We start from the raw sequence: 19,006 nt of genomic DNA, 5'->3' as shown, positions 1-19,006 counted from the left end.
TCGTGCCGGCCGCTATTCCGACTTGCCCTTCGGCAGAAACGCCAGGATCCGCTTGCCCAGCCTGATCAGCGTCATCAGTCGCCCCGGCGGCACGCTCATCATCTGCTGGTACCAGTCGTCGATCGTGACGACGAAATCCTGCATCGCCTCGATCCGCTGGCGCGCAACGCCGGAGATGCGGCCGTCGCGCCTGGCTTCCTCGGTGCACACGCGCAGCGCCGCCACCGCCGGATCGATCTCGCGCTCCTTGCGGCCCTGGGCGATGCGCGTGAGCATCTGCATCAGGTCGACCTCGGCCTCGTAATGATCGCGCCGGTCGCCCATCACGGGCACGCGGCGGATCAGCTTCCAGCCGAGCAGCTCCTTCAGGCTGTTCGACGTGTTGCTCCGCGCGATGCGCAGCGTGTCGCTGATCTCCTCGGCGTTGAGCGGCCGGTCCGAGAGATAGAGCAGCGCATGGATCTGGGCGACCGAGCGGTTGACGCCCCATTGCCCTCCCATCTCGCCCCAGTGCAGCACGAACTGCTGCACTGCGATCGGCAATTGAACAGCATTGTCCGTAATTTCTGTCATAACAGAAATATGAGACGTGATTGCGGAAGAGTCAAGCGCTGTCGGACTGCGCATTCCGTCCCATGTTCCGATCGTTTCGTCGCCGTTCGCACCGTTGCGGCTGCGCAACTACCGGCCGGATCCGCGCCCTTGCGTCCGGCACAATCGAACTGAAGCCCCTCTTAGGTATTTCCGCGTGTTGCTGGGATTCCGCCGACAAACTATGCATCCCCGTGCAGGTCGCGGCTTCTCGCGGCGGGCGGGGGAAATTGGTGTTCCGGCAAAGAAAACCGGCCGTGCTTGGCGCGGCGCTTGGCTTGCTCGCGCTCGCGGGTTGCGATTCGGGCGGCGGTGGCACGTCCTCGGGGGGCGGCGGCGTGGTCTCTACGCCCGCACCGACGCCCACGCCGGCCGTGTTCACCGAAGGGGACGCTGCACGCCTCGCCAAGCAGGCGAGCTTCGGCCCCACGCCCGATCTGGTCGCCCGGATCAAGCAGCTCGGCGCCGCTGCCTGGGTCGACGAGCAGCTCGCCGCATCCAGCAGTTCCTATGCCGATCTCGCCACCGAAGTGCGCCGCGATTTCTGCGCGAGCAACGACACGGTCTGCTCGCGCGCCCATTTCAGCCGCACGCCGGTGGCGATGCGCTTCTACGCCAACGCCGTCGCCGGTTCCGACCAGCTGCGCCAGCGCACCGCCTTCGCGCTCGGCCAGATGATCGTCGCTTCCGAAACGGAGGTGAACTCGACCGCGGGCATCGCCGCGTTCAACCAGATCTTCCTCGCCAACGCCTTCGGCAATTATCGCGACATCCTCCAGCAGGTGACGATGAGCGGCTATATGGGCGACTATCTCGACATGGCCGACAGCAACAAGTCGGGCCCGTCGGAGAATTACGCCCGTGAGCTGCTCCAGCTGTTCTCGATGGGGCCGGACCAGCTGAACATGGACGGCAGCCTGAAGCGCGACGGCAGCGGCGCGGCCATGCCCAATTATGCGACCGACGACATCAAGGGCGTGGCCAGGGCGCTGACCGGCTGGACCTATGCCCGGGTCGGCGGCGCCGCGATCACCGACGGCAATGCCCGCGACTATTCCAAGCCGATGATCCAGGTCGCGACGCGCTACGACACGACGGAGAAGAAGTTCCTCGGCGCCACCGTCGCCGCGGGCGCGACGCAGGAAGCCAGCGTCGCGGCGGTGGTCGATGCCGCGTTCAACAACGCTTCCACTGCGCCCTTCGTCGCGCGCCACATGATCGTCCACCTCGTCACCGCCAATCCGAGCCCGGCCTATGTCGGCCGCGTGGCGGCGGCGTTCGCCGACAATGGCAAGGGCGTGCGCGGCGACATGAAGGCGGTGGTCCGCGCCGTCCTGCTCGACGGCGAGGCGCGCGCGGCGCCCACCCGCACCAGCGGCAAGCTCAAGGAACCGGTGCTGCTGATGACCGCGCTCGCCCGCGCGATCGGCTTCGCGACGGACGGCTATGTCTTCACCACCCGCGATGCCAATCTCGCCCAGCCGGTGTTCCGGGCGCCTTCGGTGTTCAACTTCTATCCGGACGACTTCCCGCTGCCCGGATCGACCGTGCTGAAGAGCCCGGCCTCGAAGCTGCTCAACACCTCCAACGTGCTGCGCTGGCACAATTTCGTCTATGACTGGACGGTCTCGGGCGATGCCAATCGCAGCGAATATGCGCTCGATTCCGGCCTGCCCATGTCCTCGCTGACCCAGCCCCTGTGGGCGGCCTGGGAGGCCTATGGCACCGATCTCGACGCGATGGTGTCCCGCATCGACCTGATCTTGTTCGCCAATACGCTGAACCAGGCGCAGAAGGACGCGCTCAAGGCCGCCGTCACGCCGATCACCAATGCCGATGCGAATGTGCAGGCGCGCCGCCGCGCCCAGATGATGCTCTACGTCGCGGCGACCAGCCCGATGTTCCTGGTCGACCGCTGAGGAGCCGGACCGATGACGATTTCCCGACGCGACTTCCTCAAGGTCACTGCCGGTACCGGCGCGCTCGCCGCGATCGGCCAGCTCGGCCGCACCACCGCCATCGCCGCGCCGAGCGGCAGCTATCGCGCGATGGTGGGCGTGTTCCTGTTCGGCGGGAACGACGGCTGGAACATGGTGATCCCCACCGATGCCCGGCATGCCCAGTATCTGGCCTCCCGCGGCACCGTGGGCATCAAGGCGAGCCAGCTCACCGGGCTGACCGGCGCCCCCTATGCGCTGCATCCGGCGATGGCGGCGCTGCGCCCGCTCTGGGACGAGGGCAGCCTGGCGCTCGTCCTCAACGCCGGCACCCTCTTTGCCCCGCTTACCAAGGCAACCTATCAGTCGCGCGCCGATCTGCGCCCGATGAACCTGCTCAGCCACTCGGACGAGCAGGCGCACTGGCAGGGCCTGCGCGCCCGCGACTTCGCGACCGACGGCTTCATGGGGCGGTTGACCGACCGGATGGGCACGAGCGCGGTCCCGTCGATGATCTCGATCGCCGGCTCGAACCTGGCGGTGATCGGCAAGACCAGCTCGGCGCTGGTGCTGCCGTCCACCGGCACGCTCACCCGCTCGGGCTATTCGAGCATGAGCAACGCGGCGAACAACGCCAAGAACGCCGCGCTCGCCAGCTTCTCCTCCGCCACCGGCCTGGGCGACGTCGCCGAGGCGAGCGCGCGCGACATCAATGCCAGCTATGATCAGGCGATCACCGCCAACACGATCATCTCGGCGAACAGCGCGCTCGACGGCTATTTCGTCAATCCGGTGACCGGTGCCGCGCTCACCAGCGACGTCGCGCGCCAGCTGATGCGCGTCGCCCGGATGATCGACGCGCGCGGCAGCCTGGGCCATGGCCGCCAGACCTTCTTCGTCAGCCAGGGCGGGTACGACAATCACTCCGGCCAGACCAATGGCGGCAACAACGACACCGGCACGCATGCGAATCTGCTCGGCGACCTCGCCATGGCGCTGGCCGGCTTCCACCGCGCGATGCAGGCGATCGGCATGGCCGAGAACGTCACCAGCTTCACGATGAGCGACTTCGGCCGCACCTATCGCGGCAATGCCCAGAACGGCACCGATCACGCCTGGGGCAGCAATCACCTGGTGGTGGGCGGCAATGTCGCGCCCGGCGGGATCTTCGGCGCCTATCCGGACCCGGTGCTCGGCGGCGCCGCCGATGTGAGCAGCGAGGGCCGCTTCGTTCCCGCCGTGGCGCAGGAGGAATATATCGGCGCGATCGCCCGCTGGCACGGCGTCGCCGATGCGGACCTGCCCTATGTCTTCCCCAACTGGTCGACCTGGAGCACCGGCGGGCGCGGGCCGCTGGGCCTGTTCCGAACTTAGGTTCCTCGGCGCTTAACTGCGTATCGGGATTGCGCTATCGTTCCGCTCCGGTAATGGGGCGCGCCTTTCGGGGAGGCGGACGATGGCCAATCTCTATCGCGTTACACCGTTCATGCACGTGCCGGATTTCGAGAAGGCCGTCTGGTTCTTCACCGAGGTGCTGGGCTTCACGCTCTATTTCCGCACCTCCAACTATGCCTATGTCCAGCGCGAACAGGCCGCGTTCCGCCTGCTCGAGAATGCCGGAGACGACGGCGCCCCGCCGGGCAATCGGCGCTTCTGCTATTATGTCGACGTCGAGGATGTGGAGGCGATCGCCGAGGAACTGAAGCCCAGGGCGCACCTGCTCAACGATGGCGACATCCATGGGCCGGTCGACCAGATCTATGGCCAGCGCGAGCTGATGGTGGTGGCACCGGACGGCAACCTGCTGGTGTTCGGGCAGGACATCTCGAAGCGGTGATCAGAGGGGAACGCTCCCCTCCCCCATGAACCGGGCCCGTGTGGAGAAGCCCGCGCCTTCGATACTGAGCTCGTTGAACGAAGGCGGCCGTGCCCGCACCCGCTCGGACAAGGTGCCCGCCCCGATCAGCCGCACCGTCCGCTCGCCGATCCGCCGCTCGACATCGAACGGATCATGGACATGACCGGTGAGCACCGCATCCACCCCGGCCCGGCCCAGCGCGTCCAGGGCCTGGGCCCCGCAATGCGTCTCCGAGGTCATCTGCGTCCCGCCCTCGACCAACGGATGATGGCAGGCAACGAACACCAGGCCGCCCGGCGGCACGGCTTCGACCAATGCCAGCGATGTCCGCAGCGCCCGGCTGCTGACATAGCCCTTCGACCAGTTGAGCCGCCATTGGAAGCGCGCGGTGGTCTTGAGCGGCACTATCGCCACGCCCTTCATGTCGAGCGGCCGCTCGATCATCCGCTCGAGCGCATGGTAGCGCTTATAGGGCGTCACGAACCGCGCCCAGAGGTTGAACCAGGGCAGGTCGTGATTGCCCACCTCCAACGTCACCGGCCGGCCAAGGCCCTTGAGCCACTGCGCGGCGGCCGAGAATTCGCTTGCCCGTGCCTGCATCGTCAGGTCGCCGGTCACGATCACGGCGTCGGGCTGCTCCTCGCGCACCCGCGCGGCGAACCAGTCGACCGCGGCACGGTCCTCGCGCCCGAAATGGACGTCGCTGACATGGAAGAGCCGCGTCATCCCGGCCCCTGGCGCGTGGCGATGAAGGCCTTGCGGCTCAACCCCGCCGTGATCGGGGTTCCCGGCGCCAGCGGGACCGGCTCGCCATCGAACAGCGCCAGCACCGGCTTCTTCCCGCGGGCGGCGAACTCGCGGGTGAGGCTCTCGCTCACCGCATGCGCCGCGACCCAATCCCCGGTCAGCCATTCCCAGCCCAGCTGGACGATCGCGCTCCAGTCGCGCGCGTCCACCGCCGCCACGTGCAGTTCGCCCTTTTCGGGCCGGACGAACACCGCCTGATAGCGGCCCGCGAGCGCCGATATGCCGGAGATGCGGATGCCGCCGCCGAACGTGCGGGTCCATGCGACACGCGCCGCCTGGAACAGCCGCCGGAACGCCCCCTTGCGCACCGCCTCGCGCGCGCGGAACCAGGCAGTGGCGGGCCCCAGGATCAGCCCGACGAACGCGCGATGCCCGGCCGCCTGGACATAGGGCAGGGCGATGCGGGTGGCTTCGTCATGCGCGGCCTGGACGATCGCCTGGGGGTCGAGCGTGTCGTGCAGCGACTTGGCGAGGAGGTTCATCGTTCCGCCCGGCAGGATCAGGAAGCTGCCCTCCCATGCCCTGAGCGCCGAGAGTGCCGCGTTGATCGTTCCGTCGCCCGCGAACAGCACCACGGTGTCGACCCCGTCCCGATCGAGATCGGCCCCGGCGGGCATCTTCTGCTCCGGAAACTCGGTGCGGCCGACGAGCGCCAGCCCACGTTCCGCGAACACGATTTCAAGGGCATCGCATTTGGCCCTGGTGGTCGATCCCGAGCCGGGGTTGGTGATGAACCAGAGTCTTTCCATCCGGATCGTAACGCTCGAGATATGATTTGGCTCAACCGGATCTCAATAACGATAGAGCCGCACCTTCTGGATGCCGAACTGCCCGGGCGGCAGGCGGACGTGCCGGCCCTGATGCGTCTCGTCGCCGTTGAGCCTACGCCCGGCCACCCATTTCCCGTCGACGAACCTGCCCTCCTCGACGAAATCCAGGCCAATGCGCGGCCCGAAGGTCACGGTGATCCCGCTGCCCGCGACCAGATAGTCCTCGCCGCCCAGCCACAGCAGGATCCCGCCATGCTCGGCCGGCTCCTGCTTGTCCTTCGGCGTCCAGGGATCGACGAACCCGACGGTCAGAACATAGCCGCCCAGCGTCGCCGCCTGCGGCGCACTGTCGACCACCCCTTCGAAGCTCACCGGCGGCGCGAACCCCGCGCGCGCGCTGGCCGCGAACAGTGCCGGGGTCAGCTGCTCGAGCATCGCATAGAAGCTGCCCAGGCGGTCCTTGTCGGCAATGTTCTCGATCGCGAAGGGGCTGAACCCGATCGCGCCATGCTTGCCGATCACCCGCATGGCATTGGCCGGCGCGCGCGGATCGCCCGCCTGGTTCGCCTCGGGCACGAACAGGGGGTTGCCCGGCACGGCATAGCCGTCGGCAATGCCCGCGAAGTTCGGGAAGTAGATGTCGGGCGCGAGCATGTCGATCGCAGGCGCGGCCTCCCGCCATATCCGCATCAGATGCGCGAGCGGGCCGCCGCTCGGATAGTCGCCCGGCAGCTTGCCGGGTCGCCCCTGCGCGCCGTTGACGTACATCGGCAGTGCATATTCGCGCTTGCCGGCCTCGGCCACGGCATTGGCCCAGCGCGCATAATGACGCGCGGTGAACGCCTCCTCGCCGCCCTTCCATTTGGCGAAGGCGGCGTCGGCCAGCGGGCCGTGCTCGCGCGCGGTCGGCAGGAAGCCGATCTCGTTCTCCACCTGCACCATGAGCACGGTGTGCCGGCCGTCGTCGATCGCCTTCAGATGCTTCATCAACGCGGCAAAGGCCCGTGCATCGGCGTCACGCGTGGCCTTGCCGAACACCGACAATATGTCCTGCGGCTGCCCATCCTTGCCGGTCGAGCGCGGGAAGCGCTTGCCGTCGCGCTTCACCCAGGCGGGCACATAGGTCGACATGCTGTTCTTCCAGCTGCCGAACCATAGCAGCACAAGCCGCATGTCGTTGGCCCGCGCATCCTCGACCAGCCAGTCGAGGCTGGAGAAATCGAACCGGCCTTCCTCCGGCTCGATCGCTTCCCAGGTCACCGGTGCCAGCACCGTGTTGAGATGCAGCGCCTTTAGCCGCTGCCAGTGCGGCGCGAGCCAGGCGCGATCGGTGGCCGAACTGTTCCCCAGTTCGCCGCCCCTAATCAGGAACGGCTTGCCGTCGACGATCAGCCGCCCGCCCTCCAGATGCGGCGCCTGGGCGAAAGCGGGGGCGGCGAGGAAAAGGGCGAGCGCGGAGAGCCAGCGGAGCATGGCATGCACAATAGTCTGATTTAATCGCGCATGGGAACCACGCATGGCGTATCGCCCGCGATTCGCGGCAACGGCTTCGGAATCAACGGGAAGCTGGAGCGGGTAGCGGGAATCGAACCCGCGCTAGAAGCTTGGGAAGCTCCTGTGATACCATTTCACCATACCCGCTCGGGCCCGCCGAAATCCCCGCTTTTGCCGATTCTGTCAAGCCGCTCCGCTCAGTGTCGAAGCTTCAGACGATGCGGCAGCGGCCGGCGCTTGCGGAACAGCAGCTTCAGGCACACCCAGAGCAGCAGCCACTCCCATAAGGTCGGCACGCGATCGGCACGCATCACTTCGGCTCCCATGGCTCGAGGAAGGCGGGCGGCACCTGCTCGGTCAGCCACACCCCGTTGCTCGTGAGGAAGAAGTCCCGGCCGGCCTTGGCAAGCGCCGCCGCGCGAACCGCCAGGATGACCGCTGTCCCGCGCCGCTGCCCGACGCGCGTCGCGGTATCGAGGTCGCCCGAGAGGTGGACGTGATGGCGCCGCATCGGTTTCAGCCCCTCCGCCAGGATCATCGGCAGGAAGCGCTCGACGGTGCCGTGCCACAGCAAATCCGGTGGGTCGGCGCGCGGCCAGTCGAGCGCCACTTCCACGGAATGCCCCTGCCGGGCCCGGATCCGCGCCGCATCATCCGAAAGCTCGAAGCGCTGCTTGTCGCTTTCCTCCACGAGCCGGAGCAGGTCCTCCCAGTTGCAGGCCATGCCTGCCTGGGCGAAGCCCGCCAGCACCGCGTCCACCTCGGTCCAGCCCTGGGCGTCGAGCGCCAGTCCGCCCGCTCCAGGATCGTGCCGCAACCACAATGACAACCGCTTCGAGAGTCGAACATCGTTCACTGCCTTGCCCCCTCGATAGCAACCGCCGCGCCGGGCCATTCCTCGGCCGCGACCTGGTCGATCGGCCGGGCGATGCCGCGCGTCAGGCCGGCCGGCACCGTCACCCGGAAGCCGCGCGCGATCAGCCCCTCGATTGCCCAACGCACGCAATAGTCCGCCGCTACGCCGACCACCGTCACCGCCTCGATCCCGGCGCCGCGCAGCCCGCCGAAGAATGCGTCGCGATCCACCGCCTCGCGCACGCCGATCCGCTCCACCGCCAGGCCCGGCTCGGCCCACATGTCGAACACGCCCTTCTCCAGCCGCAGCACCGGGATCGCCGGATCGACCGCATCGGCGTCGACCACCAGCTCCCAGCCCGGCGTGCCCTTCTCGCAATGCGGCGGGAACTGCTTCGCCTCTTCGGAAATGGCGTAGATCGCCGGTACATGCGTATCGAAGGTGAAAAGCACGCCGGCCGTTTCCTCGGGACGCAGCCCGGCCAGCCAGTCCCGCATCGGCGCAACGATCTGCCCGGCGCCCGGAACCGGCAAGGCACCGTCCGCCGCCACGAAATCCCGCTGCATGTCCACCACGATCACGAAGTCCGACATCGTTCGTCTCCACATTCCGCATTTGACATATATCCAGTACGAACATAAGTAAAGTGCAGAACGCACATAAGGGTGACGCGATGGACGAGGCCGCCTTTCTCGAAAGCTATGATCCGGCCGTGTTCGAGCGCCCGTCGGTGGCGGTCGACCTGATCCTGATGAGCGTGGTCGACGGTGTCCCCGTGGTGCTGCTCGCCCGCCGCGACCAGCATCCCTTTCACGGCGCATGGGCGCTGCCCGGCGGCTTTGTCGGCATCGGCGAGAGCCTGGACGCGGCCGCGCGCCGCATCCTCGCCGATAAGGCGCACATGGCCGATGCCTGGGTCGAGCAACTCTACACCTTCGGCGCGGTCGACCGTGACCCCCGCATGCGGATCGTCAGCGTCGCCTATTTCGCGCTGATCCCCGCCAGCGCCTTCGCCGCCGCGCTCAAGGCCGCGCCCGAGTTGGCGCTGGCCGAACTGACCGTCCCCTGGCGGGGCGAGGCCGGTGGCCCGGTCGAGGTCCGGCCCGCCGAGGGAGCACCGCTCGCCCTCGCCTTCGACCATGGCGAGATGCTCGGCGTCGCGATGCGGCGGCTGCGCGGCAAGCTCGACTATTCCGGCATCGCCTTCGCCCTGCTGCCCGAGCGCTTCACCCTGCGTGCGCTCCAGGACGTGTACGAAGCGATCCTCGACACCCGTCTCAACAAGCCCGCCTTCCGCCGCCGCATGCTCGATCGCGGCTGGCTGGAGCCGACCGGCGAGCGCGAGACCGGCGCATCGTTCCGGCCGGCCGAACTCTATCGTTACCGCCCGCCCGGCGAAGCCCCTCGCTGAGCCGCGCCGCCGCGTCTATCGTCACCGGCCACATCCGGAGGAAGCCTTGCCCGTCACCGACATCGCCACTCGAGTCTACAATCATGGCTGGCGGCTCGATCCGATCGTCCGCAGCCTGCTCGACACCGATTTCTACAAGCTGCTGATGCTGCAGATGATCCGCCATCTGCACCCGGACGTGCAGGCGACCTTCTCGCTGATCAACCGCACGAGAAGCGTCCGCCTGGCCGAGGTGATCGACGAGGCCGAGCTGCGCGCCCAGCTCGATCATGCGCGCACCGTGCGCTTCTCGAAGAAGGAGCTGATCTGGCTCGCGGGCAACAGCTTCTATGGCAAGCAGCGCATGTTCGCGCCCGATTTCATCGCCTGGCTCGCCGAGTTCCAGCTGCCGGAATATGACCTCCACAAAGTCGACGGCCAGTTCGAGCTGCACTTCGCCGGGCCCTGGACCCACACGATGATGTGGGAGATCCCCGCGCTGGCCATCGTCAACGAGCTCCGCTCGCGCGCCGCCTTGAAGGGCAGGGGCCGGTTCGAACTCGACGTGCTCTATGCCCGTGCCAAGGCGAAGATGTGGGACAAGGTCGAGCGCCTGCGCCGGCTCCCCGACCTGGTGATCTCGGACTTCGGCACGCGCCGCCGCCATGGCTTCCTGTGGCAGCGCTGGTGCGTCGAGGCGCTGAAGGAAGGCCTGGGCGGCCGCTTCATCGGCAGCTCGAACGTGCTGCTCGCGATGGACAACGACCTGGAAGCGATCGGCACCAATGCGCACGAGCTGCCGATGGTTCTCGCCGCGCTCGCGGAGACCGACGAGGAAGTCGCCGCCGCGCCCTATCGCGTGCTGGAGGAATGGCGCGCCCATTATGACGGCAACCTGCTGGTCGCCCTGCCCGATGCGTTCGGCACCACCGCGTTCCTGCGCGACGCGCCGGACTGGGTCGCCGACTGGACCGGCTTCCGCCCCGATTCGATGCCGCCGATCGAAGGCGGCGAGCAGATCATCGCCTGGTGGCAGGCGCGCGGCCGCGATCCACGCACCAAGCTGCTGATCTTCTCCGACGGCATGGACGTCGACAGCATCGAGGCGACCTATCGCCACTTTCACGGCCGCGTCCGCATGAGCTTCGGCTGGGGCACCAACCTGACCAACGACTTCCGCGGCTGCGACCCGGCGGGCGGGCACGCCCTCGAGCCGATCTCGCTCGTCGCCAAGGTCACCAGCGCGAACGGCCGCCCGGCGGTCAAGCTCTCCGATAATCCATCCAAGGCCACCGGCGACCCGGCCGAGATCGACCGCTACCTGCGCATCTTCGGCGGCGAGGGCCGGGCGGCGCAGGACGTGGCGGTCTAGCGCGGCGCATCTTTGCACGGACGGCTCGGAAACATCCCCGATCCGGTCCGTCAGAACCCGATCGGGGACGCCGCCTCCGGCCGCGCCGCCGCTTCGGCCCGCAACCGCGCGACGATGTCCGCCGCGCCCTGTGCCGGCCGGTGCCGGAGCTGCCGCGCCACCACCGCGAAGTCGCCGGGCGTCAGTCCGTCGAGCCCCGCCGGCGCGTCCATCCCGAAGAAGCGCGCGAACGCCCGCGCCGACCGTTCCCGCCCCAGCGGCCGCAGCGCCAGCTTGAACACGAAACGGCGCAGCGTCGCCGGATCGAGCCTTCCCGCATGGTTCGTCGCCGCGACTACCGGCAGCGGATGCCGGTCGAGCCAGGTGAGCAGCTCGTTGACCTGCCCCACTTCCCAGCTCGCCTGCGCCGTCGTCCGGTCGAAGAGGAGCGAATCCGCTTCGTCGAACAGCAGCACCCCGCCCCGCCGCCGTGCCTCGGCAAAGGCATCGGCGATGTTCGCCTCGGTCTCGCCGACCCATTTGGACAACAGGTCCGAAGCGCGCTTGACCACCAGCGGCCGGTCGAGCCGCTGCGCCAGATGCCAGGCGAGCGCGGTCTTGCCCGTGCCCGGCGGCCCGGTGAGCAGCAGCGAGACGTCGGCCGCGCCCGACGCCGCGATGCCTTCGATCACTTCCGCCACCGGCGGATCGCTTTCGTACAGCGTCACGTCGAGCGCGCCCGGCCCCGGCTGCGGCAGCTCGCCGCCCCGAAGCGCCTTCACCAGCGCCTCGGCCGAGCGCACCCCGCCATCGGCCTCGCCCGCCAGCCGTCCGGCCCGCGCCGCCACGCGCAGCACCGTCGCCGCCTCGGGCGCCGCGTCGAGTAGCCGGGCGAAGCCGTCCCCCGGCGCCACGCCCTCGTCCGCCGCCACCCGCGCCAGCATCCGCTGCCCGGCGCCGCGCGAAGGCAGGCCGAGCTTCAGCACATGGCTCATCCGCCTGAGGATCGCGCCGTCGACATTGCCGATCGCATTGGTCGTCCAGATCACCGGCACCTTGTTGGTCTCGAGCATCCGGTTGACGAACACCTTGCTGCCCGTGCGCTTCTGGAACCAGTCGCCGTCGCTCGGGCTGGCATCGCCGATCAGGTCCTCCATCTCGTCGAACAGCAGCACCGCACCGCGCCGCCCGCCGAGCACCCGCTGGGAGAGCTGCATCGCCGCGATGCGCTCCCAACGCCTCGGCTCGGAGCCGTCCTCGTCCGCCTCGGCCACCGCATGCAGCCGCGCGCCCGCGGCCACCGCCAGCGTCCGTGCGAACTCGGTCTTGCCGGTGCCGGGCGGCCCATGGATCAGCAGGTTGATCCCCGCCGCCTGTTCGGCCAGCGCGCCACGAAGCAGCCGGACCAGATAGTCCGCCTCCTCCACCGCGAAGTCGTCGAGCCCGAGCCGCGCGACCTGGCAGGTGCCGGCCAGCGCCTCGAGCAGCGGCTGGCCGGGACGCGGCGCCGCGTCGAGCACCCGCTCGAGCGACCAGCTCAGGCTGATCTCGTCCCGGCCCTGATAGTCATGGCCGAAGCTCGCCAGCCCGAGCCGCACCGCCCCCGAGCGCCGGGCCAGCCGCCCGGCATCCACCGGCTCGGCCCCGGCCAGCGCGCCGAGCAGCTCGGGCAGGTCGATGCTCGCCCCGCAGAGCGCCTCGACCAGCCCATAGACGCGCGGCACCCGCCGCGCCGCGATCATCAGCTCGAGCAGCCCGTGGTCGAGCGGGCCGAAGCCGAGCAGCAGCGCCAGCTCGTCGGCGATCTGGAGCACCTGGGGGCGCACCTCGCCGAGCGGCCGCCAGCGCAGCGTCGCCGCGTGCAGCGCCTCCCAGCCGATATCCTCGCCCCCCACGGCCGAGCCGGTGAGCCAGTCGATATGCGGCAATGCCCATTCGTGCACCGCCTTGGCGAGCGGTGCCGTGGCCGGCAGGTTCCGGCCGATCCGGCGGAGCATCCGCCGGACGATCTGATGTTCGTGCATAAATTCCCGTGCTCGCCCCGGGCGCAGGCGCGCGTCTTCGCGACGCGCGGCATCGGCCGGCGCGGTTCTCTGATCATGTTATCGAGACGGATGCTGCGGGCGCCGCTCGGCTCCCACAGCGCTCAGGCGAGCACTATCGGAACGAAGCGACGCAGGGCAGAAGGCCGTTTCGGGCGTTCGTGGCCAACACGTCATTTCTCCATGTCGCCGGGCGGAAATGGTCCCCCGACTGGCGCGGGCTCCTACGCGCGTTTTCGCCCAGATTCAAGTTTGACCTCCCCCGGTCCGGCGCTAGCGTCGCGCGCAGGCAATGGGAGACAGGGGTAATGCGGGTTCTTGCAGGTGCGGCGCTGGTCGCGATGGCGTTCACCGGAACGGCCGCCCGGGCGCAGCAGAACCCCCAGGCGGAGGCGCAGGCGCTCGAGCTGCTCAAGCGCGGCATCGCTTTCCGCACCGTTGCCGGGCCGGGCAACCAGACGCCCGACTATGCCGCCTATCTGAAGGCCCAGCTCGTCGCCGGCGGCTTCGATCCCGCCGACATCCGCATCGAGCGGATCGACGATACCGCCTGGCTGGCCGCCCGCTATCCGGGCACCGACAAGGCGGCCAAGCCGATCTACATCTCCGGCCATATGGACGTGGTCGAGGCGAAGCCCGAGGACTGGACCCGCGATCCGTTCACGCCGATCGTCGAGAACGGCTATATCTTCGGCCGCGGCGCGACCGACATGAAATACGACCTGTCGACGATGGTCGCCACGCTGATCCAGCTGAAGCGCGAAGGCTATCGGCCGTCGCGCGACATCATCCTCCTCGCCTCGGGCGACGAGGAGACCAGCATGAAGACCACCGCCGCGATGGCCGAGCAATATCATGACGGCGAACTGCTGCTGAACATCGACGGCGGCGGCGGCGCGCTCGACGAGCATGGCAAGCCCGAGATCTTCGGCCTGCAGGGCGCCGAGAAGACCTATGCCGATTATGAGCTGACCTTCACCAATCCCGGCGGCCATTCGAGCGCGCCGACCAAGAGCAACGCGATCTATTCGCTCGCCCATGCGCTGGCGAAGATCGAGGCGTATCAGTTCCCCGGCGAGATCAACGACATCACCCGCGCCGGCTTCGTCCAGGGCGCCAAGACCGCCGATCCGGAGATGGCCGCGGCGATGCGCGCGTTCCTGGCCAATCCGCGGGACGCCAAGGCGCTCGCCGTGCTGCGTTCGGAGCCCGGGCTGATCGGCCAGACCGGCACCACCTGCGTGGCCACCATGGTCAATGCCGGCCATGCGACCAACGCGCTGCCCCAGCGCGCCACCGCCAACATCAATTGCCGCATCTTCCCCGGCACCTCGGTCGCGGCCGTCGCGGCGACGCTGGCCAAGGTGGTCGGCGATCCCGAGCTCAAGCTCAGGACGCTCGACAGCGGCACCGTCGCCAGCCCCGCCTCGCCACTGCGGCCCGACCTGATGAAGCTGGTGTCGGACGGCATCCACGCCCGCTTCCCCGGGGTGCCGATCGTCCCGGCGATGTCGGCGGGCGCGAGCGATTCGATGTGGTTCCGCGCCAAGGGGGTGCCGAGCTACGGGGTGAGCCCGATCTTCATGAAGGGTTCGGACAGCTTCGCCCACGGCCTCAACGAGCGCACCCCGCTCAGCGAGATCGCGCCGTCGATCGTATATTACAAATTCCTGCTCCAGGGCCTGACGAAATAGCCGGTTCAGGCCGGATCGCCGCCGTCGGGCGATGCCTCTCGTATCAGCGGGGACGGCCAGCCGATGCGGATCAGCATGCCGTCCGGGCCGGCGATCCCCACTTCGTAGAGGCCCCATTCCCGATGACGAAGCACGCCGCCGGGACGAATGATCAGATCGTCGACCAGGGCGGCGATCGCCTCCACTTCCGGCGTGCGGATGAAGACGCCGAACGGGTTGTGCTCCTCCGGCACGCGCCACGGGCCGGATCCCGCCTGGGTGAGGTTCACCTCGCACCCCCAGCCGGTCATGATCGCATAGGCGGCGTCGCCCCCCACCCGGGTGAAGCCGAGCCGCTCCCAGAACGGGATGGCGGCGGCAAGGTCGTTGTGCGGAACGATGGCGAACGCGCCCACCGTCGCGGGGATCGGCATCCTGCGCCTCCTTGCTTTCGAAACAGTCCTTCGCATGTCCCTTACCACATGCATGCGGGGCCTGGCTTCCGCGGATGGCGGGCGGCCATGGCGGATATCCCGTTCGCGCGGTAAGCCCATGCCGCAACGAAGGGAGAGCCGATGACCGCCAGATACGACGCCCTGATCATCGGGGGCGGCCATAACGGGCTGGTCTGCGCCTTCTACCTCGCCCGCGCCGGCCTGAAGGTGCGGGTGCTGGAACGCCGCCATGTCGTCGGCGGCGCGGCGGTGACCGAGGAATTCCACCCCGGCTTCCGCAACTCCACCGCCAGCTACACGGTCAGCCTGCTCCGCCCCAAGGTGATCGCCGACATGAAGCTCCCGGCACGCGGCTGGCGCGTGGTCGAGCGGCAGATCTCCAACTTCCTGCCGCACGAGGGCGGTTATCTGAAGCTGGGCGGCGGGCACGCGCGCACCCGCGCCGAGTTCGCCCGCTTCTCGGCCAGGGATGCCGAGGCACTGCCCCGCTACGAGGAAGCGCTCGAGCGCGTCGCCGGGGTGCTGCGCGACATGGCGCTGAGGACGCCGCCCAATGCCGGCGGCGGCATCCGCGCGCTGCTCGCCGCCGCCGCGCAAGGGCGCAAGCTGGCGGGCATGCCGATCGAGGCGCAGCGCGACACGATGGACCTGTTCGTCAAGTCGGCGCGCGACTTCCTCGATGGCTGGTTCGAGAACGACTATGTCAAGGCGGCCTTCGGCTTCGACGCCGTGGTCGGCAACTATGCCAGCCCCGATACCCCGGGCAGCGCCTATGTGCTGCTCCACCATGTCTTCGGCGAAGTGAACGGCAAGAAGGGCGCCTGGGGCCATTCGATCGGCGGCATGGGCGCGATCACCCGGCTGATGGCCGAAGCCTGTGCCGAGGCCGGGGTCGAAATCAGCCTGGAAGCCCCGGTCGCGAAGCTGCTGGTCGACGGGAACCGGGCTTCCGGCGTGCGGCTGGAGAGCGGCGAGGAGATCGCCGCCGGCATCGTCGCCGCCAATATCGGCCCCGCCCTGCTCTATCGCCAGCTGGTCGACCGCGCCGACATGCCCGCCGACTTCGCCCGGCGGATGGACCATTACAAGGCCGGCTCGGGCACCTTCCGGATGAACGTCGCCCTCTCCGAACTGCCCGACTTCACCGTCCTGCCCGGCCCCGGCGAGCATCATACCGCCGGCATCATGATCTGCCCGACGCTCGACTATATGGACCGCGCCTATACGAGCGCCAGGGCCAGGGGCATGTCCGACGAGCCGATCGTCGAGATGACCATCCCCTCAACGGTGGACGACAGCCTCGCCCCGCCGGGCCGGCACGTCGCCGCATTGTTCTGCCAGCAATTCGCGCCCGGCCTGGACTGGGACCGGCACCGCGAAGCCGCCGCCGACCGCATCATCGATACCGTCACCAGGCACGCGCCCAATTTCAAGGCATCGGTGATCGCGCGCCAGATCCACTCGCCGCTCGACCTGGAGCGCAAGTTCGGCCTGGTCGGCGGCGACATCATGCATGGCCATATGTCGCTCGACCAGCTCTGGGCCGCCCGCCCGGTGCTGGGCCATGGCGATTATCGCGGGCCGATCCGGGGGCTCTACATGTGCGGCGCCGGCACCCATCCCGGCGGCGGCGTCACCGGCGCGCCGGGGCACAATGCCGCGCACGAGATCCTAAGGGATCGCAGCCTCCTTGGCCGCCTGCTCGGCTGAACCGCGCATCAGGTAGAGCGGGATCGCGGTGGCCATCAGCAACAGGCTGAGCCCGATCGCCTCATAGCCCGCGCCCCAGATCGCCCAGAGCGCGAAGACCAGCCCGATCGCGGCGGCGGGCCGCACCACGCCCAGCACCAGCGCGGACAGGCAGGTGCCGGCATAGAACCACAGCGTCGCCGCCGTCGTCACGCGCAGCATGAAGTCGTAGATCGCGGCGGTATCGCGCGAGACGTTGCTGAGCACCAGCACGCTGGCGAGCACGCTCGACGCGAGCAGCGCCGCCACCGGCACGTCGCGCCCGCTGGTCCGGCCGATACGGGCGGGGATCACGCCCGCACGCGCCATGCCCAGCGGCACCTCGCCCTGCAGCAGCACCCAGCCGTTGAGCGCGCCGATCGCGGCCACCGCGGCAAAGCCGGCCACCGCCAGCCCGGCCCAATGCCCCCAGAAGGTCTCGACGAACAGCGCCACCGGGGCATTGGCGCCCGCCACCGATCCCTGCGGCATCGCGAAGATGATTCCCGAACAGGCGATCAGGTAGAGCAGCCCGGTCAGCCCCACCCCGGTCAGCGTGGCGCGGGGAATGGTCCGGGCCGGATCGCGCACCCGCTCGGCGGCGACGCCCGCGCATTCGAAGCCGACCATCGCGAAAAAGGCCAGCGTCACCGCCGATGCCAGCTGGCCGGCATCGAACGGCGTGTGCGGATGGGCGCTGGCGGCGAGGTCGCCCTTGGCGCCGAGCTGGGCGAGCAGCAGCACGATCGCGGCAAGCGGCACCAGCTTGACCAAAGTCGTCACGACCTGGAACTCGCCGGCCGCCCGCGCCCCGCGCAGGTTGAGCAGCGTGATCCCCCAGAGCAGCGCCACCGCCGCCAGCACCAGGCTCAGCGAAGACTCGGCCAGCGGCGGCCAGAACACCGCCAGATAGCGCACCGCGGTGAGCGCGATGAACGCGTTCGCCGCCCAGACGCCCACCCACATCGTCCAGGCAATCAGCACGCCGGGGAGCGGCCCCAGCGCGCGCGCGCAGATCGCCAGCGTTCCCGTCGCCTCGGGCATCGCGCGCGAAAGGCCGGCGATCACCCAGGCGATCACCATCGCCCCCGCGATCGCGGCGATCCACGCCGCCACGCTGGTGAAGCCATAGGGCGCGAGTTGCGCGGGCAAGGCGAAGAAGCCCGAGCCGATCATGTTGCCGATCACCAGCGCGGTCGCCGTCCAGAAGCCGAATGGCCGCCTCGATTCCGTCATGCCCCATCCCCCCGGAAAGTCAGATGCCGCCTTCGACCGCCTCCAGCCCCCGCTCGGCCAGCCCGCGGAGCAACGCGTCTCCGCATGCATCGAGCAGCGCCTGCCCGGTCGCGCGGACCACGAAATTGGCGCCGGTGCGGCCGTCGCGGAAGAAGGGATAGCTGCCGATCGCCACGCCTTCGTGCGCGCGTTCGGTCTCGCCCAGGAACTCGGCGATCTCGCTCTCCGCCACCCAGGCGCCGATCGTACGCGAGAGCACCGGGCGGCCGCCCTCCAGCGTGCCCGTCAGTGCATCGAGCATGCCCGCCGTGATGTGCGGCACGCCCGCCAGGATGAAGAGATTGCCCAGGCGGATGCCCGGCGCGCCGGACATGCGGTTGGGGATCAGCTCGGCACCCTCCGGCACCCGCGCCATGCGCAGCCGCGCGTCGGTGAGCCCGCCACGCGTCTCGTAATAGCGCTCCAGCACCGCGCGGGCCTGGGGGTGGATCACCACGCCGACGCCCAGGGCCGCGGCAATGGCATCGACGGTGATGTCGTCATGCGTCGGCCCGATCCCGCCGGTCGTGAAGCAATAGTCGTAGCGCGCGCGCAGGGCGTTCACCGCCTCGACGATCCGCGCCTCGACATCCGGCACCACGCGCACCTCGGCCAGGCGGATGCCCTGCACGTTCAGCCAGGTCGCGATCTGGGCGATGTTCTTGTCCTGCGTGCGGCCCGAGAGAATCTCGTCGCCGATCACTGCCAGTCCAGCCGTCCAGATGCGTTCGCCCATTTTCCCGGCATAGACGCATGCGGCGCCCGCGCCTAGCGTTGCG

General features: G+C 69.0%; 17 protein-coding genes and 1 tRNA gene. 7 read left to right on the top strand and 11 right to left on the bottom strand.

The features are described from left to right. Window positions 1-12: 12 nt before the first annotated feature. Complete coding sequence (locus CAP40_RS19120) at window positions 13-573, bottom strand: GbsR/MarR family transcriptional regulator (RefSeq protein ID WP_086131150.1); 561 nt, start codon at window positions 571-573, stop codon at window positions 13-15. A gap of 296 nt (window positions 574-869) precedes the next feature. Here CAP40_RS19120 and CAP40_RS19115 point away from each other — a divergent pair, with 296 nt between their 5' ends. The 3 genes from CAP40_RS19115 to CAP40_RS19105 all read left to right on the top strand — a co-directional run bounded on the left by CAP40_RS19115 (window position 870) and on the right by CAP40_RS19105 (window position 4,365). Next, entirely contained in the window at window positions 870-2,510 is a 1,641-nt protein-coding gene (locus CAP40_RS19115; RefSeq protein ID WP_179188374.1) for a DUF1800 family protein, read from the top strand. A gap of 12 nt (window positions 2,511-2,522) precedes the next feature. After that, window positions 2,523-3,902 carry a DUF1501 domain-containing protein gene (locus tag CAP40_RS19110; RefSeq protein WP_086131148.1) on the top strand — a complete coding sequence of 460 codons (1,380 nt, stop codon included), beginning with the start codon at window positions 2,523-2,525 and terminating at the stop codon, window positions 3,900-3,902. Window positions 3,903-3,984: 82 nt separating this feature from the next. Beyond that, the gene (locus CAP40_RS19105) at window positions 3,985-4,365 is read left to right on the top strand and encodes a VOC family protein (RefSeq protein ID WP_086131147.1); all 381 of its coding nucleotides are present in this window, start codon (window positions 3,985-3,987) and stop codon (window positions 4,363-4,365) included. Here CAP40_RS19105 and CAP40_RS19100 read toward each other — a convergent pair whose 3' ends face one another. From CAP40_RS19100 to CAP40_RS19075, 6 genes are all read right to left on the bottom strand, one after another. Then, on the bottom strand, window positions 4,366-5,112 hold the full coding sequence (locus CAP40_RS19100; RefSeq protein WP_086131146.1) for a metallophosphoesterase: 747 nt from the start codon (window positions 5,110-5,112) through the stop codon (window positions 4,366-4,368). It lies immediately after the preceding gene. After that, window positions 5,109-5,942 (bottom strand): diacylglycerol kinase family protein, encoded by an 834-nt coding sequence (locus CAP40_RS19095; protein ID WP_086131145.1) that lies wholly within the window; start codon window positions 5,940-5,942, stop codon window positions 5,109-5,111. The genes CAP40_RS19100 and CAP40_RS19095 overlap by 4 nt, the downstream gene beginning before the upstream one ends. Before the next feature lie 42 nt (window positions 5,943-5,984). Beyond that, the gene (locus CAP40_RS19090) at window positions 5,985-7,436 is read right to left on the bottom strand and encodes a DUF5597 domain-containing protein (RefSeq protein WP_086131144.1); all 1,452 of its coding nucleotides are present in this window, start codon (window positions 7,434-7,436) and stop codon (window positions 5,985-5,987) included. Window positions 7,437-7,530: 94 nt separating this feature from the next. Beyond that, window positions 7,531-7,604: transfer RNA gene (locus tag CAP40_RS19085), tRNA-Gly, on the bottom strand. 163 nt (window positions 7,605-7,767) lie between these two features. Further along, the gene (locus CAP40_RS19080; RefSeq protein WP_218822180.1) at window positions 7,768-8,313 is read right to left on the bottom strand and encodes an RNA 2'-phosphotransferase; all 546 of its coding nucleotides are present in this window, start codon (window positions 8,311-8,313) and stop codon (window positions 7,768-7,770) included. Beyond that, window positions 8,310-8,906, bottom strand: a complete 597-nt coding sequence (locus tag CAP40_RS19075) for a cysteine hydrolase family protein (protein ID WP_086131142.1) — start codon at window positions 8,904-8,906, stop codon at window positions 8,310-8,312. Before CAP40_RS19075 ends, CAP40_RS19080 begins: the two co-directional genes overlap by 4 nt. Window positions 8,907-8,959: 53 nt before the next feature. On the opposite strand from CAP40_RS19075, the gene CAP40_RS19070 reads away from it, so the two are divergent. Continuing rightward, entirely contained in the window at window positions 8,960-9,724 is a 765-nt protein-coding gene (locus CAP40_RS19070) for an NUDIX domain-containing protein (protein ID WP_256924379.1), read from the top strand. A 46-nt stretch (window positions 9,725-9,770) separates the two neighbouring features. Beyond that, on the top strand, window positions 9,771-11,075 hold the full coding sequence (pncB, locus tag CAP40_RS19065; protein WP_086131141.1) for a nicotinate phosphoribosyltransferase: 1,305 nt from the start codon (window positions 9,771-9,773) through the stop codon (window positions 11,073-11,075). 50 nt (window positions 11,076-11,125) lie between these two features. Here the strand turns inward: pncB and CAP40_RS19060 are convergent, their stop codons facing one another. Continuing rightward, the gene (locus CAP40_RS19060) at window positions 11,126-13,078 is read right to left on the bottom strand and encodes an AAA family ATPase (protein ID WP_086131140.1); all 1,953 of its coding nucleotides are present in this window, start codon (window positions 13,076-13,078) and stop codon (window positions 11,126-11,128) included. A gap of 326 nt (window positions 13,079-13,404) precedes the next feature. Here CAP40_RS19060 and CAP40_RS19055 point away from each other — a divergent pair, with 326 nt between their 5' ends. Then, window positions 13,405-14,790 carry a M20/M25/M40 family metallo-hydrolase gene (locus CAP40_RS19055; protein ID WP_086131139.1) on the top strand — a complete coding sequence of 462 codons (1,386 nt, stop codon included), beginning with the start codon at window positions 13,405-13,407 and terminating at the stop codon, window positions 14,788-14,790. 5 nt (window positions 14,791-14,795) lie between these two features. Here CAP40_RS19055 and CAP40_RS19050 read toward each other — a convergent pair whose 3' ends face one another. Beyond that, window positions 14,796-15,203 (bottom strand): glyoxalase, encoded by a 408-nt coding sequence (locus CAP40_RS19050; protein ID WP_086131138.1) that lies wholly within the window; start codon window positions 15,201-15,203, stop codon window positions 14,796-14,798. A gap of 141 nt (window positions 15,204-15,344) precedes the next feature. Between CAP40_RS19050 and CAP40_RS19045 the strand changes: the two genes are divergently transcribed. Next, window positions 15,345-16,934, top strand: a complete 1,590-nt coding sequence (locus tag CAP40_RS19045) for an NAD(P)/FAD-dependent oxidoreductase (protein WP_086131137.1) — start codon at window positions 15,345-15,347, stop codon at window positions 16,932-16,934. Here the strand turns inward: CAP40_RS19045 and CAP40_RS19040 are convergent. After that, window positions 16,896-18,188, bottom strand: coding sequence for an APC family permease (locus CAP40_RS19040; protein ID WP_179188373.1), 1,293 nt, complete (start codon window positions 18,186-18,188; stop codon window positions 16,896-16,898). The genes CAP40_RS19045 and CAP40_RS19040 overlap by 39 nt on opposite strands. Window positions 18,189-18,207: 19 nt before the next feature. Beyond that, window positions 18,208-18,963, bottom strand: a complete 756-nt coding sequence (locus tag CAP40_RS19035) for a molybdopterin-binding protein (RefSeq protein ID WP_086131135.1) — start codon at window positions 18,961-18,963, stop codon at window positions 18,208-18,210. Between the last annotated feature and the right edge of the window lie 43 nt (window positions 18,964-19,006).

Origin of the sequence: Sphingomonas sp. IBVSS2 (assembly GCF_002127225.1) — a bacterium.
GTDB lineage: Bacteria > Pseudomonadota > Alphaproteobacteria > Sphingomonadales > Sphingomonadaceae > Sphingomonas.
Note: the sequence above shows the minus strand (reverse complement) of the source record. Positions and strands in the feature narration are given on the sequence as shown.